A 26,119-nucleotide genomic window follows, 5' to 3' on the forward strand; every position below is an offset into this window, starting at 1 on the left:
GAAACCAAAAATCACAATGAAGAAAATCAAATTTGCTGTATTACTTGTATCCTTTCTTACAAGTTTCTACAACTATGCACAACAGGCACCACCTGCTAAAAACAAGGTAAAAGTTACCGGGAAAGTTTTCGAAAAAATAAGCAAACAACCTCTTGAATATGCTACCATTTCGATCACAGCTCCAAATGACACCAAAGTTATAGCTGGTGGAATCACCAATCCAAAAGGAGAGTTTGACGTGGCTGTTGCACCGGGGACTTACGATATAAAAGTTGAATTTATTTCGTTCAAACCCACTTTAATCAAAGGAAAAACAATTTCCGGAGACACTACTTTAGGCATTGTTAATCTATCGGAAGATGCTGCGCAGTTAAACGAAGTTGTCGTTCGTGCTGAAAAATCAAGCGTTGAAATAAAACTGGACAAAAAAGTTTACAACGTTGGACAGGACATGATGGTAAAAGGCGGAACTGTAAGTGACGTTTTAGACAATGTTCCTTCAGTTTCTGTAGACACTGAAGGAAATGTAAGCTTACGAGGCAGTGATAATATCCGAATTTTAATTGACGGAAGACCTTCAAATGCCATCAATGTAGCCGAAGCTTTACGTCAGCTTCCAGCCGATGCTATTGACAAAGTAGAAGTAATCACCAACCCATCGGCACGTTATGATGCAGAGGGAGGATCGGGAATTATCAATATTATTCTTAAAAAAGGAAAAAACCAAGGCTTTAACGGAACTTTTATCGCCTCAACCGGACTTCCTGAAACTTATGGTTTAAGTGCCAACTTAAATTATAAAACCGAAAAATTCAACTATTTCACTACAGCGGGTTACAACTACAGAACCAATGAAGGTAGAGGATTAACCAATACCTCCTATTATAATGCTGACGGATCTCCAAAAGGTTATTTAGACGAAGATCGAGACACTAAAAGAATTAGAAACGGCTTTAATGCAAGGGCTGGAATGGAATGGACAGTGGCATCTAACACCTTCTGGACCAACGCCATTAATTATCAAAAAAACTCAGGCGAGGACAAAGATTATATTAACTACAATAACTTTGATGCCGCTCGTGCTTTTACAGGAACCACTTCTCGTTTAAACAATGCCGATACCGGAAGCGAAAACGTAGAATTTACTTCGAACTTAATCAAAAATTTCAACGACAAAGGACACAAACTTACTGCCGATTTATCGATTTCAAGAAATACAGATGACAGTGACGGTATTATTACAGCATTACCTACCTCTAATACTACTCTAAACGATCAGGTACAAAAACAAGTACAACTTCAGGCTGATTATGTTCTTCCATTAGGAAAAGGAAGCCAGTTTGAGGCTGGATACAAAGGAAATTTTGGAGACTTAAACAACGAATACAACGTTACAAACCTCATCAATGGAAACTATGTTATAGATCCAAAAAAATCAAACACTTTAGAGTACAAAGAAAACATCAATGCCCTTTACGCGCAATATGGTCTGAAAGTTAATAAATTCTCTTATTTATTTGGCTTACGATGGGAAGACACTAATATTCAGGTAAACCTATTAGACAACAGTGTTTTTAACACCAAAAAATACAACAACTTGTTTCCAAGTGCTTTTGTTAGCTATGAAATTTCAGATCAGAGTAATTTTACAGCCAGCTATAGTAAACGTGTATCAAGACCCAGAGGACGTTTCATGAATCCGGCCCTTAATTACGCTAGTAACATTAATATTTTTCAGGGAAATCCGGATCTGGATCCATCATTAACCGATAAATTTGATGTAGGATATATCAAAAGATGGGAAAAAGTAACGTTTAGCACTTCTGCTTATTTCGAAAACACAAAAGATGTTTTCAGCTTTGTCAGAACTCCAAATGGAGACCAAGTAGACGGAATTCCTGTTATTCTAAGCCGTCCTATTAACTTAGGAAAAGAGCAAAAATATGGTTTCGAATTCACCTTCAATTACAGTCCGTATAAATGGTGGAAACTAAACAGTAACTTCAACCTTTACAATGTAAAAACAACCGGAGAAAACACTTATGTAGATACCGAAGGCAAAACCATTGTGCAAAACCTTAATAATCAAGCCAACACCTGGTTCGCAAGAATCAGCTCAAAAGTTACGTTACCCTATAAAATTGACTGGCAGTTAAGCGGTACCTTCAATGGCGAGCAAAAAACAGCACAAGGTAAAATCTTAGACCAATTTGGTATGAATACAGCTTTCAGTAAAGATGTATTGAAAGACAAAGCAACAATTGCCTTTAATATCAGTGACATTTTTAACTCCAGAGTCATGAGATCGTATACCTACCTTCAAAATGACGCTACTCTTGAAAGTCAAAAATCTTACAGCGAAATGCAGTTCCGTAGACGTCAATTCAATCTATCGTTTACCTACCGTTTCAACAAACCGAAAAGCGACAGAGAAAAACCGGGAGCACCTAAAAATGATGGTGACGGCGGTGGAGAATTCCCTGGATAACATCTAGATTAAAATCCAAACTGAAAAAATCCAAATTCCAATTTTGTAAAACTTAATTGGAATTTGGATTTTTTTTGAATTTGGATTTTGGATTTGGAATTTGAAATTTCATTTTATAGCATAAAAAAAAGGACTCGTAAAAACGGGTCCTTTTTTATGAAATCAACTTAAAATTAAATCGATTGTTCTTGTTTCTTCTTTGCTCTTTTCTCTTTGAACATTTCCCAGCTAGCACCCGTAACCCAATAAGATACGAAACCTACTAAGAAAAACATCAACCAAAACCCTATAGTTAGTATGGTCAAGAAAAGTAAAAAACCTAAGTACTGTGAAAATTCAAACATGTTTTCCGGAATTTTTGAATGTAAGGACAAATGTAAGCCTTATATTTTTCCTTAGCAATAAAATCCAAATCAATTTTCGGGAAATAACATTTATGCTTATATTTATACTCATTTTAAATAAGCTTTTTTTCTTATGGATAACTGCCATTTTACTGAACAATCTCAAGCACAAGAACATGAGAGTTTTCAGAAGCTAATTCCTGCTGTCCGCTCTATCTTTTGTGCCGAACCCCGGCACAAAAGGATGCCACTGCCATCAGGGCTAGTTCATTCATTTTCATAAGAAATTTCAGTTTTTAGCAAACATTTTACATACTACAAACAACATTTCACATTTTACAAATAACTTTTTACATACCACATAATGAAATACAGAATAGAAAAAGACACGATGGGCGAAGTGCAGGTCCCTGCCGATAAGTATTGGGGAGCACAAACAGAACGTTCAAGAAATAACTTTAAAATTGGAGCATCCGGGTCAATGCCGCAGGAAATCATTGAAGGCTTTGCTTATCTAAAAAAAGCAGCCGCTTATGCTAATGCCGACTTAGGCGTTTTACCTTTCGAAAAAAGAGATGCTATAGCAGCAGTTTGCGATGAGATTTTAGCAGGGCAGTTAAATGACGAATTCCCTCTTGTGATCTGGCAAACCGGTTCAGGAACGCAAAGCAACATGAATGTCAACGAGGTAATAGCCAATCGCGCACAAGTCTTAAAAGGATTCAATATTGGAGAAGGTGAACCATTTATTAAAGCCAATGACGATGTAAACAAATCACAATCTTCTAACGATACCTTCCCTACAGCCATGCACATTGCAGCTTACAAAATGGTGATCGAAACCACCATTCCGGGAGTCGAAAAACTTCATGCAACTTTAACAGCAAAAGCAACCGAATTTAAGGACGTGGTAAAAATTGGCCGTACCCACCTTATGGATGCCACTCCATTAACACTTGGACAGGAAATTTCAGGATACGCCGCTCAATTGTCTTTTGGATTAAAAGCGCTTAAAAATACACTCGCCCATTTATCCGAAATCGCTTTGGGGGGAACTGCAGTAGGCACCGGATTAAATACTCCAAAAGGGTACGATGTAAAAGTAGCCGAGTATATTGCAAAATTTACCAATCATCCTTTTGTGACGGCCGAAAACAAATTTGAAGCCCTGGCGGCACACGACGCTATTGTAGAAACCCATGGAGCCTTAAAACAACTAGCCGTTTCCCTAAACAAAATCGCAAATGATGTGAGAATGCTAGCTTCAGGACCTCGTTCAGGAATTGGCGAAATTCACATTCCGGAAAACGAACCGGGATCGTCTATCATGCCAGGAAAAGTAAACCCAACCCAATGCGAAGCATTAACAATGGTTTGTGCACAGGTAATCGGAAACGACATGGCAATTGCAGTTGGCGGAATGCAAGGACATTATGAACTGAATGTCTTCAAACCGGTTATGGCCGCAAACTTCCTGCAATCGGCACGATTATTAGGAGATGCCTGCATCTCGTTTGACGAACATTGCGCACAAGGAATCGAACCAAACTATAAACGCATTAAGGAACTAGTCGACAACTCGTTGATGCTGGTTACCGCCTTAAATACCAAGATTGGCTATTATAAAGCTGCCGAAATTGCACAGACAGCCCACAAAAACGGAACTACTCTTAAAGACGAAGCCGTTCGTTTAGGCTACGTAAGCCCTGAAGATTTTGATGCCTGGGTGAAACCGGAGGAGATGGTTTAATTAATTATAAATGGTTAATTATTAATTATAAATTACCTTAACCTTACATCATAAAAAAGAGCTTTCTAAAATTAGAAAGCTCTTTTTTCTTGTATATAAAATTGGAATTCAAAAATTGAAAAAATTAACAATTTATAATTCACAATTAATAATTACTTTCCGTCTACATAATCCTGCAGGTAACTAAACCTTTCTGTTAGTTTCCCGTTCTCCGTTATTTTAGCGCGTTTTAAAATTCCATCTTTATCTCCGTTGAAGAAGGCCGGAATCACATGCTCCATAAATTGCTCTCCAAAACCTTCACTGGCATCTTTTGGAATTTCACATGGCAAATTATCAACAGCCATTACCACTACCGCCGCCGGATGAAAAACATCTACTTCTTTATCTTCCAAAGGAAAATAGCCATATAAAGGCTCCGCAATGGTCGAGGATCGCACGGTACAAGCAATTGGACCATTAACATCACAGGAAATATCGGCAACCACTTTTAGCTTGCAATCACTTGCATTCAACATTTCACGCGTTAAAATCATTGGAGCACCAGAAGCATAAAAATGACCGGCAAAATAGATATCCGTCACTTTAGTAAATTTCTCAAAATCAGAAACATATTCCTCTGGATTTGCTACGAAATCTTTAAAATCAACAACCTGACCATCAATACGTTTATTATATTCTAAAACATCCAACTGTACATAAACGGCTTGCGCATACTTTTTAGTCAAATAATTGTCAACCGTAATTTCTTTTATTTTTATAGCGTCCAAAATTTCTTTAGCACCACTGCCTACTTTTCCGGTTCCGGTAATGACAAATTTTAGAGCCGGCATAGTAATACGTTTTAACTGTTTGATCAAAGCCTCTTTTCCATCCAGAGTTTCTGCTTTTGGCAATTTAAACAATTCAAACTTTATTCCAAAAGCACGAATTCCGTTGTAAACTCCCACCATTCCAGCATACTTTCCAAAACCAATTAAGCGTCGATTGTTAGCATCCACAATAGTTTCATGGTCGTATAAATCAATATTTTTCTCTAAAATAGCCTGTAGCAATTTTCGATTATAAGGCTGTTTTTTAATCGTATGCGAAAAAAAGAAATAAGCTTTATTAGGAATCAAATTCTCAACCGGAACCTCTTTTACACCAAATAACACATCACAGTCCGAAACATCTTCGGTAACAGTGATTCCCATACTTTTGTATTGTATATCCGAAAAAATCCTGATATCGGAACTCTCTACCTCAACTACCGCTTCATGATAAAGCTGTTTAAGCCTTGTAAGTTCATTAGGAGCAAAAACAACTCTGCGATCCGGCGGGTTTTTTCTTTCTTTTATGATTCCAAATTTCATTTAAATGCGTTTAAAATAATTATTAATATAACTTTTTACATCTTATTTGTTTCAAATATAACAAATTTAGTTAAAGTTTTCATTCAGAATTACAATTTAGAATATTTAAAAACCGTTAAAAGCTGACAAACAATCAATTAATTAAACAAAATCTTAATTTTTTGTTAAACAAGCCTTTTGAAGTATCCCCAAACGGTAAAACATAAATATTGAATTCTATATATTTGTTTTTAAAGAATGATGAAAATGAGCTTCCTTAAAAAAACAAATATACCACAAATACTTTTTCTAATATTAGTTTTAAGTTCTTGTGGAAAAGATAAAAAAACAACCGCAGATACTGCTTCAACGATAGAAGATACTTTACCCAAAATGAAACCATTAGGCCCGGAAAAAAGAATTTCACAAGCCTATATAAATTCAGTAACCGGAAGAATAAATCACTTTTACAACAAAAACTGGCCCAACAATAGTATGAACGGGAGTTTTTTAGTAGCCAGAAACGGTCAGATTATTTTTGAAAGATATAACGGATTTGCGAATAAAAACGAAGGCACTAAAATAACTGCAGAAACTCCTGTTCAAATTGCTTCTGTGAGTAAAGTTTTAACTGCTACTGCTGTTTTAAAACTTGTAAATGCAGGTAAGATCGATTTAGATCAAAAAGTAAATACAATTCTAAAAACCTTTCCGTACGAAGAATGTACAATAAGAATGTTGCTTAACCATCGTAGTGGAATGCGCAATTATGCCTATTTCACAGACCGGGACAAATCAGTATGGGACAGGCACAATCAGCTTACCAATAAAGATATCCTGGATATTCTGGCTACCAAAAATATTGGTTTAGAATCTCGAACCGGAACACGTTTTAGCTATTGCAATACCAACTATGCAATGCTAGCTTTAATTATTGAAAAAATTACGGGCTTAACGTATAAAGAAGCCATGCACCAAATGATTTTTAAACCTCTGGGAATGAAACACACCTATGTTTTTGACGATGATAAGGACAGAAAAAAAATTGTTCCTTCTTATAAAGGTAATGGTGTAGAAATTGGTTTTGATTATCTGGATAATGTTTATGGAGATAAAAATATCTTTTCAACGGTGCGAGATCTTTTAAAGTTTGACCGCGCCAGAAATTCACCTGACTTTCTAAAACCCGAATTACTTAAACAAGTTTATACCGGCTACAGTAATGAGCGTAAGGGAACCAAAAATTATGGTTTAGGAATCCGAATGATCAATTGGGAAACAGGGCAAAACTATTATTTCCACAACGGTTGGTGGCACGGTAATACCTCATCATACATTCCGTTAATGAAAGAGCATGTTACGATTATCGCTTTATCGAATAAAATGACGAGAAACACTTATGCCGTTCGTAAACTGGCGCCAATTTTTGGTGATTATCCATTTAATTTCAAGGATGAAGAATAATGTTATTTTTCTGAAAGATTTATTACAAAACTAACTTCAAATAGTATAAATTTGCAAACTCATTTTTGGGGTCGACTGGTTTTGACAGCAAGTCGAATTGAAAAGTAAGCACGTCGAGCATTGAGACCTTGCTCGTAAATATAAGATCTTACAATTTTACACGGCGAAAATAACTACGCTTTAGCTGCATAATCCGAATTATAGTACGATTGCGCCACGTTCCTACCAGGTAGGAAAGCTGGATTCTCCTTGAAAGCCTTGGTTTGTGGCGGTCAGCACAGGGGAACCGTAAAAATAAACCTAGATTTCCATGAGCTTCGGGTGGAGATTGAAATTAAGAAGATAAGTGTTGAGTGGTTGTTCCTGACCTGGCTTAACATCGAAAATCCAATCAGGGAATAAACGTGTAGAAAGCTCTTTAGTTGCTTGTTTGGACCCGGGTTCGATTCCCGGCGACTCCACTTAAGGAGACAGCTAGTTAATAGTTGTCTCCTTTTTTATAGCCATAAGTCCCCATTTATCTGGCTTTATAGCCACATATTTTAGGTTCGATTTTTTTACAAGGAATTCTAAGTCTGTTTAAGATAAACAGTCTCAAAGCAGTTCTATTAGAGATATAATCGGGGCTGAATAATGATTCGAAGTCCCGTTAAGGATATAGTATTTTCTTCTCTCTGGGTTTATCGTAATTTTTTGACACTAAATATAACAATTCCAATATAATTTTGGCTTCATCTTCGTTTATCTGAATGCCGCTCTTAGAAAGAATGGCAATTGCTTTTTCTACTGAAACATTCTTCTCAATAAAGTTCATCTTTTTTCAGTTTTTAGGTTATCTTTTTTTGATAGTATTTTTAAAAATGGTTGATTCAAAACTAAAGATAGATCTCCAGTTTTATAATCAACATTAGTAGGTGGAATAAGATTTACAAGATGTCTTTTATCTGGGACCTCAAATTCAGAAAATCTTTGAAAGATTTCGACTAACGCTTTCTCTTCTATCCGACTTTTTTTATCAATAGCTTTTAATTTAATTAAAATATCACGTACTTCCTTTTTAAGATTTTTGGTGTTGACGTGATTCTCTTTTTTTAATTCGTTGTAGTCATCAAGTTTTAATATTCCGACAATAAATAATTTTCTGCCTTGAGAAAGTGTTAAGCCCTCGTCTTTTATTTTTCTCTCTAATACTTTCTGAGCATATAAATAACTTGCTTTCTGTGTCTTTATATTCTGGTCTTCCATAATATTTTTAAATAATTCAATCGTATTATTTGAGAGCATCAACTCTTGAAGCTTCTTTTGATAGCAATCATTAAGAAAAATTGCATTTATCCTTGTTTTGCAGCGATTGCGACAATGGTAGTATGGATATTTTTTTAATCTCCCTGCTGAAAAACTTCCGAGAAGTTTTCGATCACAAACAGGACAGATTAAAACCCCTCCAAGAAAAAACATCGATTGTAAATCATATTTTTTAGCAATGGTTTTTCTTTTGGTATTAATAACAGACTGAACCTGATTAAACAAAAACTCAGATATCAATGGTTCGTGTAATCCTTTCACTAGCTGCTCTTCACCAGAGTCAAGTTTTACTGGTATTAGCCCGCAATAAACTGAATTATGCAAAATACTGAAAAAGTGTTATCTAGAACATAATAATCCTTTATCTTTAGCTATTTTCATGATTTCAGATATTTTATGATCGTTTTTGGCAACCTGATAAAAAATCCATTTTATAATTTCGGCTTCAGGCTGTTTAGGAGCGATTCCTTTCTTGCCGTCCATTGATGTCAAATTGATAAATCCTAAAGGTGCCTTACTAGGATATCTTCCCATCAGCTTTGCTCGACGAATACCGTTCGAAGTATTTTGCGCTCTCCTCGCATTTTCTGCTTCCGGAACTGCTAAATATACAGCCAGCATAACTGTGCTTTCCGGCACAGAGAAATCAATTGGCTGGTCAATAGCTTTTGCTGTCGTTTTATATTTCCTAAGCTTCCCAATCATTTCGTAAGCGTATTCAATATTACGGCTGAATCTATCCCATTTGATAAATAGAATATTTTTATCTTCCCCTGATGATTTCTTTTTTATTTCTGAAAATAATCGGTTCCATTCTGGTCTATTGAAATTCTTTGCAGAATAATCTTCGCGATAAATTCCTTTTACTTCGATATCGTAATATTTACAGTACTTCAATAACCTATCCTCCTGTTCCGGCAGGGAATAACCTTTTCTTTTTTGTTCGTCCGTACTTACACGAACGTATAAATAGGCTGACTTCATATAATTAATATTTTATTTCATAGCCACTAAACATTTTTAAATACATCAAATGATTGATTACAAGAAATCATTCCATGCATTATTAAGTAAAACGCCGTAAACAACAAAAACATATTTAATCAACTAAAAATCAATATATGAGCCAAAAATTGAAATGTACACAAATATAAAATGAAATGTACATTTTGGTTTATCGTAATTTACTGAATATTACCTTGTTGTTATTATAGTGTTGGTTGTTGTTGTTTTGAGGCAATGCATAAAACACCCCATTGAAGATGATTTGTTAAAAAAATCACTCTACAGAGCGTATATCAGGGAATTGCTATCTGTTATTTTTGTAAAATGCACATTTCATTTTTAAAGTCCAATGCTGAAAACAACTTGCTAGAGCTTGTTTTGCAGGCTTTTAGGGTAAAACCATAATTTTCTGAAATGTAAATTTCATTTTTCCAGTGATATTTTAATCTAATTAATTATTAAACAACCAATTTTAAAGCAAGAAAACAGAACCGATATTTAACCTTTTATGTATCAAATTAAGATAATTCCTTTTTAATTCTTTTTCCAGACCGTTAGTGGATGCGCAAAGAATCTGATTTACGAACTTCCTTTTCGATGATAAGGGTAATGCTGAATTATTTAAAAATTTTATAAACTCAATGCAGGTCGAAATGATTTTCTGATCACAGGATAATATATATTGAAGATTTCCAAGCGCCGTTAAAAAATAATTTTCCCTTCCACCAACATAATCGATAAATTCTCTTTTCAAATTTTCAAAACTAATATCGATGCCTAAATATTTTGACTTAAGTAAAAATCTATAAAAATCTTCCTTGCACTTTTCTGGATAATTCGTTATCAAATACTTTTCTGGATTTAGAAAATTATTCTGCATTTCAGATTTATAGACAAATAATTCACTGCTAATCATTCTATGATCTGCTCTGGTGGACAGGTACAAAGAATCAATAAGTATTTTTAAAAGAACATTGTTGTAGTCCAATTCCTTTAGCTTATTTGCCTTTAAAATAATGTCTAATTTTTCCTCTACAAGATCAATAACGCAATTCGATTCAATCCAATCTAATACAGATTGAAAAAATTCTATTCTTTTCGCCTGATTGTTTATTGGATAAACATAATTTTCGACTCCTTCTAAAGTTATGTGCATGCTCATATTGGAATCAGGAGAATGTCTTTCCTGATTAATATACGATTCGATTTGGTGTCTTATATTAGAGGCTATTACAAATTTATGTTTAAACTTAAAATCAAGTTCCTTCTCCAAATCATAAAACAATAACAGAGAGCTGAAATCTAGAACAAAACTTAACATTTGATTTTCAAGATCGATCTCATCTGTCAAATTATTTGGGACTGTAATAAACTTTGAGTTTTTTGATTTGGTTAAAAAAATGTAAGCATCCAGATAATTATTGTTAAAGACAGTGCTTGCTAAGGCAGAAAAACCAATATCGTAGTTTAAATAGTCAATAAGAAGCTGATCTTTAGTTTTCTTGTTTTCACTTCCAGCCTTACCAAACTGTTCCATAAGATATTTAGGAAAATCATTTAAATCAGCTGGCATTTCAATGGAATAGAAACCTAAATCATTTACCGGATTTTTTGCCTCCTCCTCAATTTCGCGGAATAAATTCAGATGGTCATTGAAAATCTCCACAATCTCAACGGTGTTTATTTTACCGGTTAATTGCTGCTTCCTTGTAAAAGTTTCTCCTACACTTTTACCTGCTAAATCTTTTTGGATGCCTGTCAATTTAATTAACTGTACTTTCTCTTTTTTTCCGTCTACATTATAAACTACCCAATTTCCAATTTTTGCAGTTTGATAATTTTTAAACAAAAAATCAATCAAGAGTGATGTCCCGAAATAATTCATTCTCGCCTTGGCATTATTTTTGTCAAGAGCAAGATTATAGAGAATTTTAGAACCTTTCTCTATATTTTTCTTATTGCGCAGCAAAACACCCGCAATATTTAATCCCGTATCCTCATCTTCAAATACTTCAGGAAGCTGCTTTGATATTTCTTTTATTTCATGATCATTTCCTGTCAATTCCAGAGTGGCAAGATAAAAGTAGAGATATTTATAATTAGTGGGGAAATTTAAAAAGAGAAGCCTGTCCACTTCAATAAGTTTTGGATAATCATTAATTAATGAACAGAGAAAATGCTCCATACAGAGAAGTTCTTCATCAATGAATTCGCAGTTTATTCTCCAAAACTCAAGCAAAACAAGTAACTTAATTCCACTTCCTTTAGGTGAATCCTCATCAGATTGCAGTTGCTTTCGAAGTATCATCAAATAAAGCCTAAGGCTTTCGCTAAGCACAGATTCATCCACATAGGAATTCATCAATTCCAAAGCCTCATTTGATTTTCCTAAAAAATCAAAATTCTCGGCAATTAAGTTCCTGCAGTTTATACTAAGATGGCCACAATCTTTAATTGAATTCAATGACTGATAAATTTCCTGTTTGTCATATGCTGGAAAGAACCTTAATACGACAGTGGATTTTGTAAGCTGCTTTAATTCAGCTGAAACGAAATTTTTATTGAGGATTGCATCAAATTCTGTTTGAAAATCAATTTGATCATTTCCGTTATCTGTTAGCCTTAAAATGCTCATGAAGGTAAAAAGATCATATTCATTCACAGTTTGAATAGATTCCAGGTACTCCCTGCCAAGTTTTTTAATATCATCAAACTTTTCAAGCCTATAAAGTGAAGTAGCCTTTAGAAGATAAAATTCAAAATGAAGTTCGCCTTTTAAATTTTCATATTCATCCAAGCAGTCCAATAAATCTTGAAATTTTGCTTTAGAACTTAAAAATTGACAAAAAAACTGTGTGTAAAACCAGTGCGCCTTATCAATATGCTCATATGCAGAGGCAAATAACCTGCTTGATTCTTCATCCCTGGCTGTCAAAAACTTTATAAAATACAGATAGAATTTTGGGTGATTGCAGCTGTAGGCAATTTCAGTGAATTCCAGTGTTCCAACAAATTGCTCTAACAATCGGATCAGCAGCTCTAAATCCGAATCCTTTTTCATTACAATTCTTCCTGATGAAAAGTTTTTAAAAACAGGTGAACTTAATACTTTACTGATCAGCAGATCAAGACCAATAACCCAGGCCTGCTTATTTTCTGCTGTCACTTTAGCGTACTGCTCAGATTTAAACTGAAGTTCTAGTCCATAGTTCTCAAGTTCTGTAAAACTTTTAATCTTCCGCTTGATGAGTATCCAGTAAATTATGCTGTGCTGAAAATTATAACTTGTCGTAACAACTTTCGGAACATTCTTTAGAAAACAGCTTAAATCATCGGACATTATCGCCTTTACAAACCATGCCCTAATATTATATTGGTCATTATCTAAAATATTATCCGCTAGTTCTTCGGCTTTTTTAAACTCATCAATATTAAGATATTCGATACATGCTCTATTATTTAGCTCTGTATCTTGCTTGTTTAAGCTGTATGCTTTTATAAAGTCCTTTGCTGCTTCTTCTTTAGAATAAGCAGACAATTCTCTTTTGCAGAGCGCTTTTAAAAAAAGTATTTTACTTTCAATCTTTTTATCCTGAGGCACCGAACTTTCCTTTAATCTGATTTCCAGATCACAGAGAAGCTCTAAGGCAGTTTTATGCCTGAAACTATCTATTAATGCATTAATAGATCTTAATTGTCCCTTATAATCAGACAGCAGAACCTCTAATCCGTTTATGACGTTTAAAATCGTATTCTGGCTGCCATTTATAACATGACCGCCGCCAGAATCAATAGACCCGTTTATATCGTGCATTTAAATAAGAACTAATTAAGAAATATTATTATTATCACCATTTACAAAATGCCCTCCCCCAGTTGAAACATTACCTGTTACTACGTTCTTACTATTAGAAATAGATCCTTTTTCTGCCCCAGCCTTCTTAATAATTTCTTCTAAATATTTTTCAAATAGAGGATTATCTTCAAGAGAGTTATTAATAATTGCCGAGGCGTTGCCTAAAAGATCTGTATCTGCTGGATTATTGCGAAGTTCTTTTAAAATTTTCTTGGGTTCATTGTCTTTGTAAAACAAGTTTTTAAGCCAGCTGTAAGCATCACTAGATATGTTCTCTGCCCCAGTCTCAACAATCTTTTCTATTCCTTTTTGTGCTAAACTCTTTAGAAGTATTGTGATAGCTGCTGTAGTTATTATCGGCATATTTATGTTTATTAAAAAATGTTACATTTAGTTATATAATGTCAAAAAAAATATCCAATAGGCTGTTCTTTATTTAACCAAATAAATCAAAAACAGTCTTCCGCATTATTGTTTGATTTATCAGAAAAAAAACAGTCTGTATTAAAAAACGAAAAGCATTACGTCCTTCTTTAAATTTGAACCTTTACAAATATAAAAATATTCCTGCTTTATTAATTACTTCTTCCGCGGTTTGGCAATATCAGGCATTCCAACACCTGTTTTAATATAATACGAATCGATTTCCTGAGAAAATTTGGAATAGATTACATGCTTCTCTTCTGTTTCTTGAATTGGAAAATTTCCTTCCAGATAATATCCCAATATATCAATCTCGTCTATGAACTCAACATTTCTCATTTCGTAAATCTTTAATCTATTAATCAGATACTCATTAAAATCATTCTCATTCTCAATCAGATCGGAAAAAATCATCAGGTCATATAAAGAGACTATCCAAGACCATTTGTAATCTTCGTTCAATATTCCGGCTTCAATTAGATACCGTAAATTAATTGACACTGCCGCAAAATGCTCTAATGTAACAGTGATTTTAAAAATTTCCTTTTGCGCTGCATTTTCTATTTCAAGAACCTTCCTAGATCCTGCCTCAATATATTCAAATGAAACTTTTTCCTTTTCCATGATATATTTCTTAGCACGGTTGCATTGATAAGATCCATAGTCAATGGTATCTTCTATCCTGTCTTTTAATCCTTTCAAAGCTCCTCTTTTATGTTTGTCATTGAGTTCGCCAGCCTTAACTTCTATAATATAAATCGAATGGTCTGAAATACCTATCAAATCCAATTCCGTCTTTTTAGGCACGTCATTTTCTATCACTTCATAGTCTAGTGAACTGTAAAAAACAGTATTGGGGAGCATCCTTTCAAACAATAATTTTGTTTTTCTTTCTAAATAATTATCTCTGGAATGATAACTCGAATTTCCCTTATAGTTATTTTCGTAGTATACTTCACTGGCACTTTTAATTAAATTTTCCGTTATTCTAAAAATATTTCTAAATGCCAGCTGAATAGAAAAATGGTAAAACTTATCATGTTCTTTAATCAAAGGTTTATTCTTGATGATTGTATCATTCATTATAAAGGCTTTATATTGCGGTGGAAACAAAAAACTTGCATTACTTCCAAAAGAACACGATAATTCATTAAAAATCTTTCGCTCTTTTTCATTCTCTGGAATTACCCAGAATACCTTAGCATAACCTTCAATATATTCCAGAGGATAATGTATTAGCCCCATTCCTCCTTCAACTGGGGTTACATCAGGATATTCATCAGCAAATATTTCAAATGGACTTTTTCTTTTTTCCGTTATTAGTTCAATAATTCCCTTCTCACCGCCTTTTTGATCACTCCATCTCAAAAATCTGTCATGACTTTTCATTGATCCAAAAAGTGTTCCTATTTTTGATAAGACAAGATCATCCAATTTTATTATGGCCTCTAAAAGATCGTCGGAATTAAAACCATAAAATTGTGCTAAAAATTCATCCTGAGGCGCGAAAAGTTCTTTGTAAACTTCCATTATATGCTGATGATAACCATTTCCGCGCATGTTCATTGTATCCTGAACGACACTGTTTCTGATCCATTCATCACTTCCATTACCATCAACAGGGATGTTTTTAGAAACTTCCAAAAAATTAAAATTTTGTTTTAACTTAATTAGTTGTTCATAAATCTCATTGATTTGCTTTTGAGTTGGAATTATGTCCGAACTGGTATTTGCACTAGATAAGCAAATACTCATAAGATACTCCAGCAGAACCTCAGCATGTTCATCCTCAAGCATCTTCTCATCTGCAATATCTTCTTTATCAGGCCCATTGTACATTGCTACAAATTGATTGTGCAGATTTGGAGAAGCTTTAATTAATCTTGCTCCCAAAGCCCCAAGGATGTACCTTTTATCTAATTTGTTAATCAAAGCAATTACAATTTCAATTTCACCCCTTATCCAAGCGGTATATCTTTCAGGATCCTTTCTTGCCTCTTCCGCTGCCATTTTAAATAAAAGCAAAACATCTTCTAACTCATTTATTTCATCCATAAAAACACATACTTTAAGTCACTATATATAAATAAATTCAGCTTCCCTTTTTAAGTTCAAAATCTAATGTTTTACACTTCGCAAGTTTGCATAAATAAAAATTGAAAATACAATTTTTCAAATTATCTTGCGGAAGATTTTAGTAAAAATCTTCTTCTTTTTTGTAACATAAAAAATCATTCTTAGCAAATGCTTAATAAAAAATCCAGTTTACTATGAGCCAAAAATTGAAATGTACACAAATATAAAATGAAATGTACATTTTAGTTTTTAGCAATTTACTTAGCATCTTGTTATTTTTTTAAATCAATGCATGAGGCGACCCATAAGGCAACCCATTAATGATGATTTGTTTAGAAAACCCCTCTAAAGGACGTATATCAGGGAATTTCTTTCTGTTATTTTTGTAAAATATACATTTCATTTTTAAAGGCCAATGCTTAAAAAAACTTGCGAGAGCTTGGTTTTTCTGGCTTTTAGAGTAAAAACCTAATTTTCGGAAATGTACATTTCATTTTTTCGCTTATATTACCTTATAAATTTATTGAACTAATCAGACTTATGTATTAATAAATTTGTTATGAAACACATTGTAAAGGCTACTATATAAAAAAATAGAGTTTAAAATCGAGTATAATCACGCTAAAATAATATTCTGCTTAATTCTATTTTTGATTAAACTAAAAAAATAGAACTATGCCAATAAATTATAATGATTTCGACGAAAGTGCTGTTTACACTTTTTACCACATCCATGATACAACAGTTAAACATTTAGAAAAAAAAGCAAGATTAAGTCCGGAGGAGGAAAAGCAACTTGAAGTTGCAGTTGCAAATATGTATACTATTGAAGAATATTCAAAATTATTAAGAGCAAAAGGATTAAGGTGGTCCTTACCTAGTTTATTTCAGGCAAGAGGCATGAATCCTACATTAATTTTAGAGTTATATCCAGGTTCAGAAGGTTATAAGAAATTCGGAAAAGAAATAGTTGCAAATGTTGAATATAGTGACGAAGATTTAAAATTTATAATTGAAAGTATAAGAGACGAAACTTTAAGAGTAAAATCTATATTGAAATTCAAATTAGTTCCTGGATTTACTGATCAAGAAATATCTACGGGAGATATATATGGGGTTAGATAAAATAGATAAAAAGACAGCTTAGTTAGCTGTCTTTTTTATTACGTAACTCTAATTATAAACCATCTCAAATTATAGTAGCATTTAACTCTTCAATTTCAAGGCCTCAATTTCATTAGAAATATCAAAACTTACATCTTTTATAATATATCACATACTGTCAAATTCGACTCTTAGATACTTTTTCTATTTAATTTTCCCTAATTACAAATTATTCGAAAACAAGTAGTTTTTCCTTTACTTAAAAAATTAGCAAAATATTCAATCAGATCAATAACGCTTTATGGAAAAACGTAATAACATTAATACAAGCTTTTTTAGATTTGAAAAAAACTACTAAAAACTAAACAACTTAACTATGCAACTAACTGAAGATGAAATTTTAAATCAAATTGTTTTGAATGAGAATGCTTATTTTTATTCAAACCCTGATGAAGTAAATCTATCTAATTATCTTATAAGGAAACTTTTTAGAAAGATTTCGAGCGGAAGAGCAGGAAACTATCTCTTAAAAGTTATAAACAAAGAGATTATAATAGATGAACAAACCTTTAATTATTCTGTTTGCATCTTTCGCTATACTGCCATACCTTCTATTCTGGAAGAACATTTAGAAAATTGGGAAGAAATAAAACTAGCATACATTTTCATTATCGATTTTAATGATTATATAATGATAGTTAGAAGAAATGTTGGTAAGCTACGGGAGTTTCTTGAGAAATTTGAGCCAATAGATTACAAGATCCTTTCAACTTTGTATATTGATGAAGATACTCAAATTGAAAAACTAAATATGCAAAACATGAATGTTTCTAATCGTGCAATCCGTCAAAAATCTCTTGAGTCTCTTGATCTACAGCAGAATCTTTCACCTTTAGGCACAAGTAATTATGTAGTTAATAATTTGAGAGTAAAAAATGATGACGAAAAAACGTCTCTTTCATTGAATACTTCAAGAATAAATAAGTTTGGTAAAAAATCTAACATTAGAGAAATTTCTAAATGGGGACTTTTACAGATTGAGCGATTACGAGCTCATACAGAAAGAGAAACCTTTTTATCCATGTTTTCAGAATCTATTGATTTTAAAGATCATAAACATAATTTGATGCCTATTGCCATTTTATTTGTATTCTCAAAATTATATGAGGATTTGGAACAAAATGTAATTCACGAAACCAAAATTGTTCTAAGAGACGGAAGACAACGACAAATAAATTTAATCAAATACATATCAAAAGTCGAAACTTTGCTTCAGATTACTAACCATAATACTATTGGCCTAACGACTTATGACATTCAAAATCCCTATGCCAACGACTTAGAAATAAGAATGAACGAAAAGTCCATTTCAGTAAGATCTCAAAAACTAAAGAATATTATTTTATTTAAAGATAATGGTCAGATGCAGCCCCTTATAGATTATATAAATGTATCAAATCAATTCATAGTAAACTTTGACAATTGTGAACTTATTTATACAAATCGAAAACTATTCAAAGACAATAGACTTTTAGGCAATATTGATAATTTTCTAAAAATATTTCTTCCTAATCCTCAACTTCAAAGCGCCACTAGTGAAAAAGGCACATTGACACCAGCTGCTAGAAATTTTAGTCCCGGATCAATTTTTAACATAACTGAGAGTATCTTTTTACAAGAATCGGAATTTCTAATTTGTGATGATCTAGGAAAAGAGTGGGCCGATCACATTTGCATTGTTGGCAATAAAATAAGATTTATCCATTCAAAATATAAAGAGACGAATTATTCAGCCTCTGCATTCCAAGATATTGTCGGACAAGCACTGAAAAACCTAGGGAATCTAATGCCTCAAGATTTTCAATTAACCTCTAAGCAAGGTTTTTGGAGTAGAAATTATAAAGATGATAAAATTCAAACACAAATTAGAAGATTACGTAAAGGTAATTCAGTAAATGATTTTACAGATAAATTTAAGAGAACTATTTTAGAGCCTAACCATCAGAGAGAGGTATTCTTAGTATTAAATTTCATCTCGAAAAGTGGACTAGAAAATAAGCTTCAACAATTACGAGATGCTGAAGCATTTCCAGAAAGAAATGAAGTCATACAGATCTTGTGGTTTATTTCTTCATTCATTAATGGGTGCAAAGAAGCAGGAGTCGATGGCCTTTACATTTATTGCAAGCCTTAAAATCATCAACTTTGAAGGTGTTCAACTGTCGAGCACCTTGAACCATTCTTTTTGGACGTTTTTAATTCTAAAAAAAAGCTATTTTCTAACAAAAAAATCAAATAGAAAAAAAGGTTGAAAATTTAAATTAAGTATCAAAAACTAAAAACTCTCTAAATATAAGGGCTTCAAGGATTCTTTTCAAGCTTATCAATAAACATTAAAATAGGAATTAGGTGTTCGATTGTAATCCCGTCAAGTCCACGAAAAAGCCTGTAAACTCAATGTTTACAGGCTTTTTTATACTTAATATTAAACCGCTAAAAGACAAATCAGGCGTTCGACAATAGAAAAACCCTTAACTGTCACCTTTTCAAAAAGCACTTTCATACTTAATTTGAATCGAGATATCCTTCAAACACTGCATTGTCTCTCAAGCACTAATGAAGCACGCACAGTTATTTTTCACATCAAGAACACTCAGAAATAGTCCATTATAATTTCAGGCAAAACAATTCAAAAAGTGAACAAAAGAGTCTCACGTTCTAAAAATCCAAGTACAACAAAAATCTACTACTTAACATTTTCTGCAACTTTTCACATTAATCTTCATCCATTAAAAAAAGCAAATACCGGCCTGCTTTACAAATTATTTAACCGATTTCTTTACAAATAAATTTTCTATCTCATCAATAATCTTTAATCCTTCAGCAATCTCTTTTGTTGTATGAGATTTTTTTACATTTGTTTGAAGTGACAAAAACTCAATTTTACTTTTATAAAATTCTATTTGTTCTAATAAAAAATCATTTTTTTCTTTCAGAAGATTATTCTCCGCCATTATCATTTTACTCACTAATTCCTGATCCTGGGCCGTACTTTTACGATCTTCACTTTTATACGCGTTAATTTCAACCTCATCAGAAAGCAGATACTCGAAACCTATCCCGAATAAGTCATGCAACTTAACTATAAAATCAAGTTTAGGTATAGTATGCTTCCTGTAATTACGAATGTTTGTCTCGCTTGTATTCACCGCTTTTGCAAAAGAACTGTTATTTCCCTTAAATTCCTTAATTGCTATTTCATCAATCTTCTCATTTATCGTGCTCATCTATACAAGTCTTACGAAATAATATCTAAAAGAATTAGATATTCGTTTCGGGTTATTAACAAATTTAAAAAAATAATAGGATATAGTCTTCAAAAAGAAATCAAATTACTTTCAGGCTATACCTTTCCGTAAACTTCTACATCATGGTATTAACACGGATACTAGCTTTTATAAGCGCCAACGCCGATATTTTAGAAATATGAATATCCTTTGACTGATGATGCGAATTTTGACTTACCAATTTTACATACTCCAAACCCTGCTCGGATTTCTGAACATACTTTACTGTAATATACTCTTCCCAATCATTCAACCTTACACTCAAAAGATACATTTCTCCAAAGAAAATATTTTCAAATTCAGTTTCTTTATACAAAATAATATCTCCAGATTTCAACAATGGATACATACTATCCCCAGTTACCGAAATAGCACCGTCGCATTTAGGTAAATTCGGAATTTTTATAGTATCCAAAACTCTACGTGACTCTGCACTGTTAAACAATTCTCTAAGTCCGGCAACAGCTTCAAGATCATACAATGGTATTTCCTGATTTACACAAATAGAATCTACCGTTTTTCTATCAGTATTCATAATTAATACACTTGTATCATCTTCCTTTATCATAGGCCCATTTCCCGTCAAAAGCCACTCTGAATTAATTTCAGGATATTGATGTAAAATTTTACACGCCTTATCCGTTCCCATATTACTACTATTATCTAAAAATTTGTTTGAAAAACCCAAGTCAATACAAAACCTATACCTACTAATCCCTTTGTAATCAAGATACTCCCTTACTCTTTCAGTTGACCCCATAAAAGCATGTATTTTTTTACGTTAAAAATTTGTTTTAATGTATTATTTTACATTATATTTGCAAAGGAAAGAAAAATAAAATTCAAAAACAACAGAAACACCAATAAAATCATATAACTCATGGATTATAGATACAAAACAAATATAAAATACCTACATATTAAACAGAAACAAAACTATCAAAAACCATAATATCAATCTACAAACATAAGATCTCTTATTCAACTCCTAACAAATACCAAAAGATAAAAACAAATCCAAGAAAAAATCCAATAGCCAGAAAATCAACTTATCGAGAAACCAAACAGCCCTAAAAAAGTGCAATCTAACCTGATATCAAACAAAAAAATCTCAATAAAAAAAATCATGAATAAAAATCAAATCGAAACTCGCATAGCTCAATTGTACCTCGCACTTCAATATTGCTCCGAACGAACAAAAACTTTTACACCCGGTGAAAGAATCTGTATCAATCAAGAGCGTTTTCAATGGATGCATATCCTGGATGACGAAACCATTACTCCACGACCTGTTCCTCAAAATATTGAAAACAAACTAAAAGAAGTTTCCAAACTTGCTGCCAAATATAATTTCAAACCTTATTATGGCGATCCATTTAAAGATGAAATTGTATTACACAACTAAATTATATTAATCTTAAAACAAAACTATTATGATCACACCATTAACAAACACAGTCAACCACACTATGGATTTATCTCAATTTTCTGCGCAAGAACTAAAAGAAGCATTAAACCGAATTGAAAACAAAAAAAACGAAGAAAGGGATGCTTATAAAAAACTAGTAGCTGAAACTATCCCAAGAGCACTTTCAAGACTACACGAAACCTCTGAAATGATGAGAATCGCCAAAACCGAAACCTTCCAGCTATTTGAAACTATTCTGGATTTAAAAAATCAAGTTTACGGTTTTAAAGAAAAGCAAATGTCACACACTTTCTCTAATGACAAAGAAGAAATTACAATTGGATATCGCATTAATGAAGGATGGGATGACACCGCAACCATTGGAATTGAAAAGGTACAAAATTACATATCATCACTTTCAACCAGCAGAGAAACAGCAGCATTAGTCAAAATTGTTTTTAATCTACTAAAGAAAGATGCCAAAGGAAACCTAAAAGGATCAAGGGTTTTGGAACTTCAAAAACTAACAAAAGAATTCAACAATGAAGAATTTACCGATGGCGTTGAAATAATCGCCTCATCTTTTAAACCTGTTCGTTCAAGCTGGTTTATTGAAGCAAACAAAATTGATTATAATGGAATAAGAACCAATATACCATTATCGATGTCATCCGTTGATTTTTTACAGGGATATGCTTTTGATTTCTTTAACCAGACAAATGAACAAAATTATGCAGCCTAATAATGATATCTATGCATCTGCCCTATTAACATTCTTACTTATTGCAACCAATTTGAAACCAATTCTAATATTTCGAGAATGGTTGAGCTTCAAAATAAACACAACCTATAAACAGTATCAAAACGAACGCAAAAAGAAAGTTAATATATAATCACAAATACCACAGAACAAATAATTGCAATTCATATTCTATAAACTTTTCTAAAAAAATCATCTAAACTCATTTAATTCATCTTTAATCATTTTACTATGCCAATATCTAATCAAAGAAGCCTGGGAATTCAGAAAAACAAATTACTCCGATATAAACTTATAAAAGAGCTATATCAAAAACACAAAACAGAAGACATCCCTACAACGGTAGTCTGGCGCAAATACGTATATCCAATCTATCCCATTTCCAGAACTACATTATACGAAATCCTCTGTACTCCTATAACAATCGAACTTAAAAAAATCGAAGAGCTATACCAAAAAACAGCTTCGTAACCTATAATATCAATCAACAGCCAAACCTATCTAGCTTAAGTTTCCTGAACAAGATTGTAAAAACTTCGAACATTAATGTTCAATCACCTGTCATGCATTTTTATTAAGCATTATATCCTTCCATCTTTACCTTCTCAAATTTAAATTAAAAACTTAAACTCAAATTTCCTGTATCATTCAGACTTGCTAAATCAATAAAACAATTTTCAAAAGAACATTCAAAAATTTCAAACATCTTAACGAAATTCTCAAAAAAAAAGCCTGTAAATAGACAATTACAGGCTTTTTATTCCAAACGATTTATATTTCATATTCAACTTGCTTTTTTTTGAATAATCAAATGTTAAATAAATAATAAAGACAACTTAAAATGCAAAAAAAGAAAATCAAAAACTAGTACACCCAAAGCAGCCTCCAGCAATATAGACATTTCAATTAAAACTCACTTTTAGCTGTGATTTACAAAGAAAAAACAACCATTCTTTCACTCTAAATGCAAAAAAAGCAAAAACCAAGCTCTAATTGTAAATGTTAATTTTCAAACCAATTCCGAGAGATGAGAGACCTAAAGAAAATTGGTTACGGGAAACCTCAAATATTGAACGCTGAATATTACGAATTTTATTACTTAATCTATAAACATATAACCATGCTTACTAAAAAACAAGAGTACATAAAATTATTGCGGAAATTATTCCTAGAAGGAAAAATCAGTATCGAATTATTGGAAGTTTTATTGATCTGCGAAAAGGAATCTTTAAACTGATTTTATTACAGAAACATTTCAAAAAACTAAAATAGTTTTAGCCCATCCATAAATTTCTTTTGCGATTTGGGCTTTTTCACATTAATTCAGGATGGCAAAACTTCACTAATCAACCAATCCTATATACCTGAACCAAAAAACAATCTCAGACTAAACGAGATATTTTCCTTCTTGATTTACAAAAACTGCTACAGGTCCAGCAAAAAAACGAAACATAATTCGAAAATAATACTATTCCCTACAAAAAACACCTTCTGAGATTAGTCGATTTTTATAACCAACAGACAATTATACACCAAAAAAAAACAAAGCATACAAAAACAACCTTTTAAAAGACAAAAAAAGCACCACAAAAGCGAATCGAAAAAAGATTCGATTTTTTTTATTTTATTCGAAATAAATTTCGATATTTGTAAGAAATCAGAAATGAACTTCCAAAAAAAACTATACATTTTTATATCTCATTACTCTAACTACAAAAAAACTATTTAGTAATCTTAAATACAAATCCAAATGACAATTTCAAAAATTATTGAAAAAATACAGGTACTAGAATCCTGGCTCATTAAAAACCCAGACAGTGCCGAAAGACAGCTTATCGAATATGACCTGAAAAAATTACAAACTATTTTACAATTACGACAAAATGAATCAAAAGCAAATTAAAGAGCGTATCGCACAACTTTATATCACACTTCAGTTCTGTTCCGAAAAAATCAGAACATTTACAGCCGGAGAACGTATCTGTATCAATCAAGAACGTTTTCAGTGGTTCCATATTCTGAACAATCCTGAAGCTGAACCAAGACCCGTCTCATTGCAAATTGAAAGTAAAATAGGAGAAGTGACCAAACTTATCAGTAAATACCATTTTACGCCTTATTATGAAAACCCATTTATTGAAGAGGACGAACCCGCATCTATTTTAGAAAATACTATGTCCTGATTTAAGCTCAAAACATATCCAATTAATTACCAAAATAACCCAAAAATCTATAAATCAATGCATCCAAACAATGATATTTATGCCTCTTTACTTTTAGGGGCCCTATTAATCGCAACAAATTTAAAACCTATAATTACTTTTCGTGAATGGATGAATTTTAAGATCAATTCAACTTTCAAACAATATCAAAATGAGCGTAAAAATAAACCTCATCACAAATTCTGAAAATTACAAGGTTAACATAGTATTGAAATAGATTTCATCTAAAATTGTTTTTAAGAATCTTTTATCTTCTATAGAAAGAAGTCATTCTACATTTTAATTGTTTTCAAATGTAAATCTATTCATTGTATACACTGTGCTACCCTTAACAAAAAAACTCCTGTTTTTCTTAAAAGATAAAGAAAAACAGGAGCCAAAAAAGCGGGCGCTTACTGCCCTAATCAAATAACTCAAAACCATTCTTTTTCCCGGAATGCTCCAGTGTTTTATCACTCTGGAACAGAATTATTGTGCGGACTCTGCAGACTTAAATTATTAAGTTCTTTTGGCAGAATGACTTCAGAACGAAGTTCCGGACAAGCTCGGCATTAGAAGAAGAGTGGCCATTGATATATAAGGATCAAATGGTTTTGGTTATCTGTGATAAGATTTATAATTACTTATTAATGCCTCTAAAGGCAATTTTACTTTTATATAAAACAATTCTTTTAATCATTTTCACCTTTCTCATTATGGCAATCTCAAACAATAGAAGTCTCGGAATCCAAAAAAATAAACTTTTACGCTATAAGCTTATCAAAGAATTGTATCAAAAACACAAAACCGAAGATATTCCAACTACTGTGGTTTGGCGCAAATATGTCTATCCGGTCTATCCTATTTCCCGCACTACTTTGTACGAGATTCTTTGTACTCCGATTACCTCTGAACTCAAAAAAATTGAAGAACTGATGTTGAATCAGACTAAAACATCGTAAGTAGTTAAACTTGTTTTAACAACTACATTTGATCTGAATTGCTTTGCAAAGATGTGTCTTTTTTTGCTTAAAAAAAGGCACATGTTCGTTGACTGAACAACTCTGTAAAGAACCAGAATACAAGTGTTTAAGCACCTATCATTTGTTTTTTTCACTCCTTTTTTAAGACAATCTTTGTACCCACAAAAGGAAACAACCACAGCGGTTACAACAGAAAATCAAGGCCCATTTTCTTCAAAATCAACACTCCAAAAAGCTGTTTCTCCCAAAAACAAAATTCAATCCTAACATA

General features: G+C 32.5%; 20 protein-coding genes and 1 other RNA gene. 12 read left to right on the forward strand and 9 right to left on the reverse strand.

Features of this window, described 5'->3' with window-relative positions:
• The first annotated feature begins 16 nt into the window (after nucleotides 1–16).
• Both OGZ34_RS20715 and fumC read left to right on the forward strand, forming a co-directional pair.
• On the forward strand, nucleotides 17–2,488 hold the full coding sequence (locus tag OGZ34_RS20715) for an outer membrane beta-barrel family protein (RefSeq protein ID WP_263361576.1): 2,472 nt from the start codon (nucleotides 17–19) through the stop codon (nucleotides 2,486–2,488).
• Nucleotides 2,489–3,196: 708 nt separating this feature from the next.
• Nucleotides 3,197–4,582 carry a class II fumarate hydratase gene (fumC, locus tag OGZ34_RS20720; protein ID WP_263361577.1) on the forward strand — a complete coding sequence of 462 codons (1,386 nt, stop codon included), beginning with the start codon at nucleotides 3,197–3,199 and terminating at the stop codon, nucleotides 4,580–4,582.
• A 152-nt stretch (nucleotides 4,583–4,734) separates the two neighbouring features.
• Here fumC and OGZ34_RS20725 read toward each other — a convergent pair whose 3' ends face one another.
• Nucleotides 4,735–5,937: an NAD(P)-dependent oxidoreductase gene (locus OGZ34_RS20725; protein WP_173967992.1), complete on the reverse strand. Its 1,203-nt coding sequence runs from the start codon at nucleotides 5,935–5,937 to the stop codon at nucleotides 4,735–4,737.
• Nucleotides 5,938–6,177: 240 nt separating this feature from the next.
• Between OGZ34_RS20725 and OGZ34_RS20730 the strand changes: the two genes are divergently transcribed.
• Together OGZ34_RS20730 and ssrA are read left to right on the forward strand one after the other, a co-directional pair.
• A complete protein-coding gene (locus OGZ34_RS20730) occupies nucleotides 6,178–7,380 on the forward strand; it encodes a serine hydrolase domain-containing protein (RefSeq protein ID WP_263363151.1) in 1,203 nt (400 codons plus the stop codon).
• A gap of 67 nt (nucleotides 7,381–7,447) precedes the next feature.
• Nucleotides 7,448–7,844: a transfer-messenger RNA gene (gene ssrA, locus OGZ34_RS20735) on the forward strand.
• A gap of 185 nt (nucleotides 7,845–8,029) precedes the next feature.
• Here the strand turns inward: ssrA and OGZ34_RS20740 are convergent.
• From OGZ34_RS20740 to OGZ34_RS20765, 6 genes are all read right to left on the reverse strand, one after another.
• On the reverse strand, nucleotides 8,030–8,194 hold the full coding sequence (locus tag OGZ34_RS20740) for a PTS sugar transporter subunit IIBC (protein ID WP_263361578.1): 165 nt from the start codon (nucleotides 8,192–8,194) through the stop codon (nucleotides 8,030–8,032).
• Nucleotides 8,191–9,009 carry a hypothetical protein gene (locus tag OGZ34_RS20745; protein WP_263361579.1) on the reverse strand — a complete coding sequence of 273 codons (819 nt, stop codon included), beginning with the start codon at nucleotides 9,007–9,009 and terminating at the stop codon, nucleotides 8,191–8,193. Before OGZ34_RS20745 ends, OGZ34_RS20740 begins: the two co-directional genes overlap by 4 nt.
• A 15-nt stretch (nucleotides 9,010–9,024) precedes the next feature.
• Nucleotides 9,025–9,669 (reverse strand): recombinase family protein, encoded by a 645-nt coding sequence (locus OGZ34_RS20750; RefSeq protein ID WP_263361580.1) that lies wholly within the window; start codon nucleotides 9,667–9,669, stop codon nucleotides 9,025–9,027.
• A gap of 493 nt (nucleotides 9,670–10,162) precedes the next feature.
• Nucleotides 10,163–13,504, reverse strand: a complete 3,342-nt coding sequence (locus OGZ34_RS20755; RefSeq protein ID WP_263361581.1) for a PIN domain-containing protein — start codon at nucleotides 13,502–13,504, stop codon at nucleotides 10,163–10,165.
• 15 nt (nucleotides 13,505–13,519) lie between these two features.
• Nucleotides 13,520–13,909, reverse strand: coding sequence for a hypothetical protein (locus OGZ34_RS20760; protein WP_263361582.1), 390 nt, complete (start codon nucleotides 13,907–13,909; stop codon nucleotides 13,520–13,522).
• A 216-nt stretch (nucleotides 13,910–14,125) separates the two neighbouring features.
• Complete coding sequence (locus OGZ34_RS20765; protein WP_263361583.1) at nucleotides 14,126–16,024, reverse strand: hypothetical protein; 1,899 nt, start codon at nucleotides 16,022–16,024, stop codon at nucleotides 14,126–14,128.
• A gap of 696 nt (nucleotides 16,025–16,720) precedes the next feature.
• Here OGZ34_RS20765 and OGZ34_RS20770 point away from each other — a divergent pair.
• Nucleotides 16,721–17,170 carry a hypothetical protein gene (locus tag OGZ34_RS20770; protein ID WP_263361584.1) on the forward strand — a complete coding sequence of 150 codons (450 nt, stop codon included), beginning with the start codon at nucleotides 16,721–16,723 and terminating at the stop codon, nucleotides 17,168–17,170.
• A gap of 355 nt (nucleotides 17,171–17,525) precedes the next feature.
• The gene (locus OGZ34_RS20775; RefSeq protein WP_263361585.1) at nucleotides 17,526–19,343 is read left to right on the forward strand and encodes a hypothetical protein; all 1,818 of its coding nucleotides are present in this window, start codon (nucleotides 17,526–17,528) and stop codon (nucleotides 19,341–19,343) included.
• A gap of 628 nt (nucleotides 19,344–19,971) precedes the next feature.
• Here the strand turns inward: OGZ34_RS20775 and OGZ34_RS20780 are convergent.
• Together OGZ34_RS20780 and OGZ34_RS20785 are read right to left on the reverse strand one after the other, a co-directional pair.
• Complete coding sequence (locus tag OGZ34_RS20780; protein ID WP_263361586.1) at nucleotides 19,972–20,436, reverse strand: hypothetical protein; 465 nt, start codon at nucleotides 20,434–20,436, stop codon at nucleotides 19,972–19,974.
• Between the two features lie 136 nt (nucleotides 20,437–20,572).
• On the reverse strand, nucleotides 20,573–21,145 hold the full coding sequence (locus tag OGZ34_RS20785) for a S24 family peptidase (RefSeq protein WP_263361587.1): 573 nt from the start codon (nucleotides 21,143–21,145) through the stop codon (nucleotides 20,573–20,575).
• 477 nt (nucleotides 21,146–21,622) lie between these two features.
• Between OGZ34_RS20785 and OGZ34_RS20790 the strand changes: the two genes are divergently transcribed.
• The 6 genes from OGZ34_RS20790 (at nucleotide 21,623) to OGZ34_RS20815 (ending at nucleotide 25,827) form a co-directional block, all read left to right on the forward strand.
• The gene (locus OGZ34_RS20790) at nucleotides 21,623–21,901 is read left to right on the forward strand and encodes a hypothetical protein (RefSeq protein ID WP_263361588.1); all 279 of its coding nucleotides are present in this window, start codon (nucleotides 21,623–21,625) and stop codon (nucleotides 21,899–21,901) included.
• 28 nt (nucleotides 21,902–21,929) lie between these two features.
• Nucleotides 21,930–22,646: a DUF3164 family protein gene (locus OGZ34_RS20795; RefSeq protein ID WP_263361589.1), complete on the forward strand. Its 717-nt coding sequence runs from the start codon at nucleotides 21,930–21,932 to the stop codon at nucleotides 22,644–22,646.
• Nucleotides 22,647–22,895: 249 nt separating this feature from the next.
• Nucleotides 22,896–23,135: a hypothetical protein gene (locus OGZ34_RS20800; protein ID WP_173968454.1), complete on the forward strand. Its 240-nt coding sequence runs from the start codon at nucleotides 22,896–22,898 to the stop codon at nucleotides 23,133–23,135.
• Between the two features lie 1,279 nt (nucleotides 23,136–24,414).
• Complete coding sequence (locus tag OGZ34_RS20805) at nucleotides 24,415–24,567, forward strand: hypothetical protein (protein WP_173968452.1); 153 nt, start codon at nucleotides 24,415–24,417, stop codon at nucleotides 24,565–24,567.
• Nucleotides 24,548–24,847 (forward strand): hypothetical protein, encoded by a 300-nt coding sequence (locus OGZ34_RS20810; protein ID WP_173968451.1) that lies wholly within the window; start codon nucleotides 24,548–24,550, stop codon nucleotides 24,845–24,847. The genes OGZ34_RS20805 and OGZ34_RS20810 overlap by 20 nt, the downstream gene beginning before the upstream one ends.
• A 734-nt stretch (nucleotides 24,848–25,581) precedes the next feature.
• A complete protein-coding gene (locus tag OGZ34_RS20815; protein WP_173968449.1) occupies nucleotides 25,582–25,827 on the forward strand; it encodes a hypothetical protein in 246 nt (81 codons plus the stop codon).
• Nucleotides 25,828–26,119 lie beyond the last annotated feature (292 nt).

The organism is Flavobacterium collinsii (genome assembly GCF_946903285.1).
GTDB lineage: Bacteria > Bacteroidota > Bacteroidia > Flavobacteriales > Flavobacteriaceae > Flavobacterium > Flavobacterium collinsii.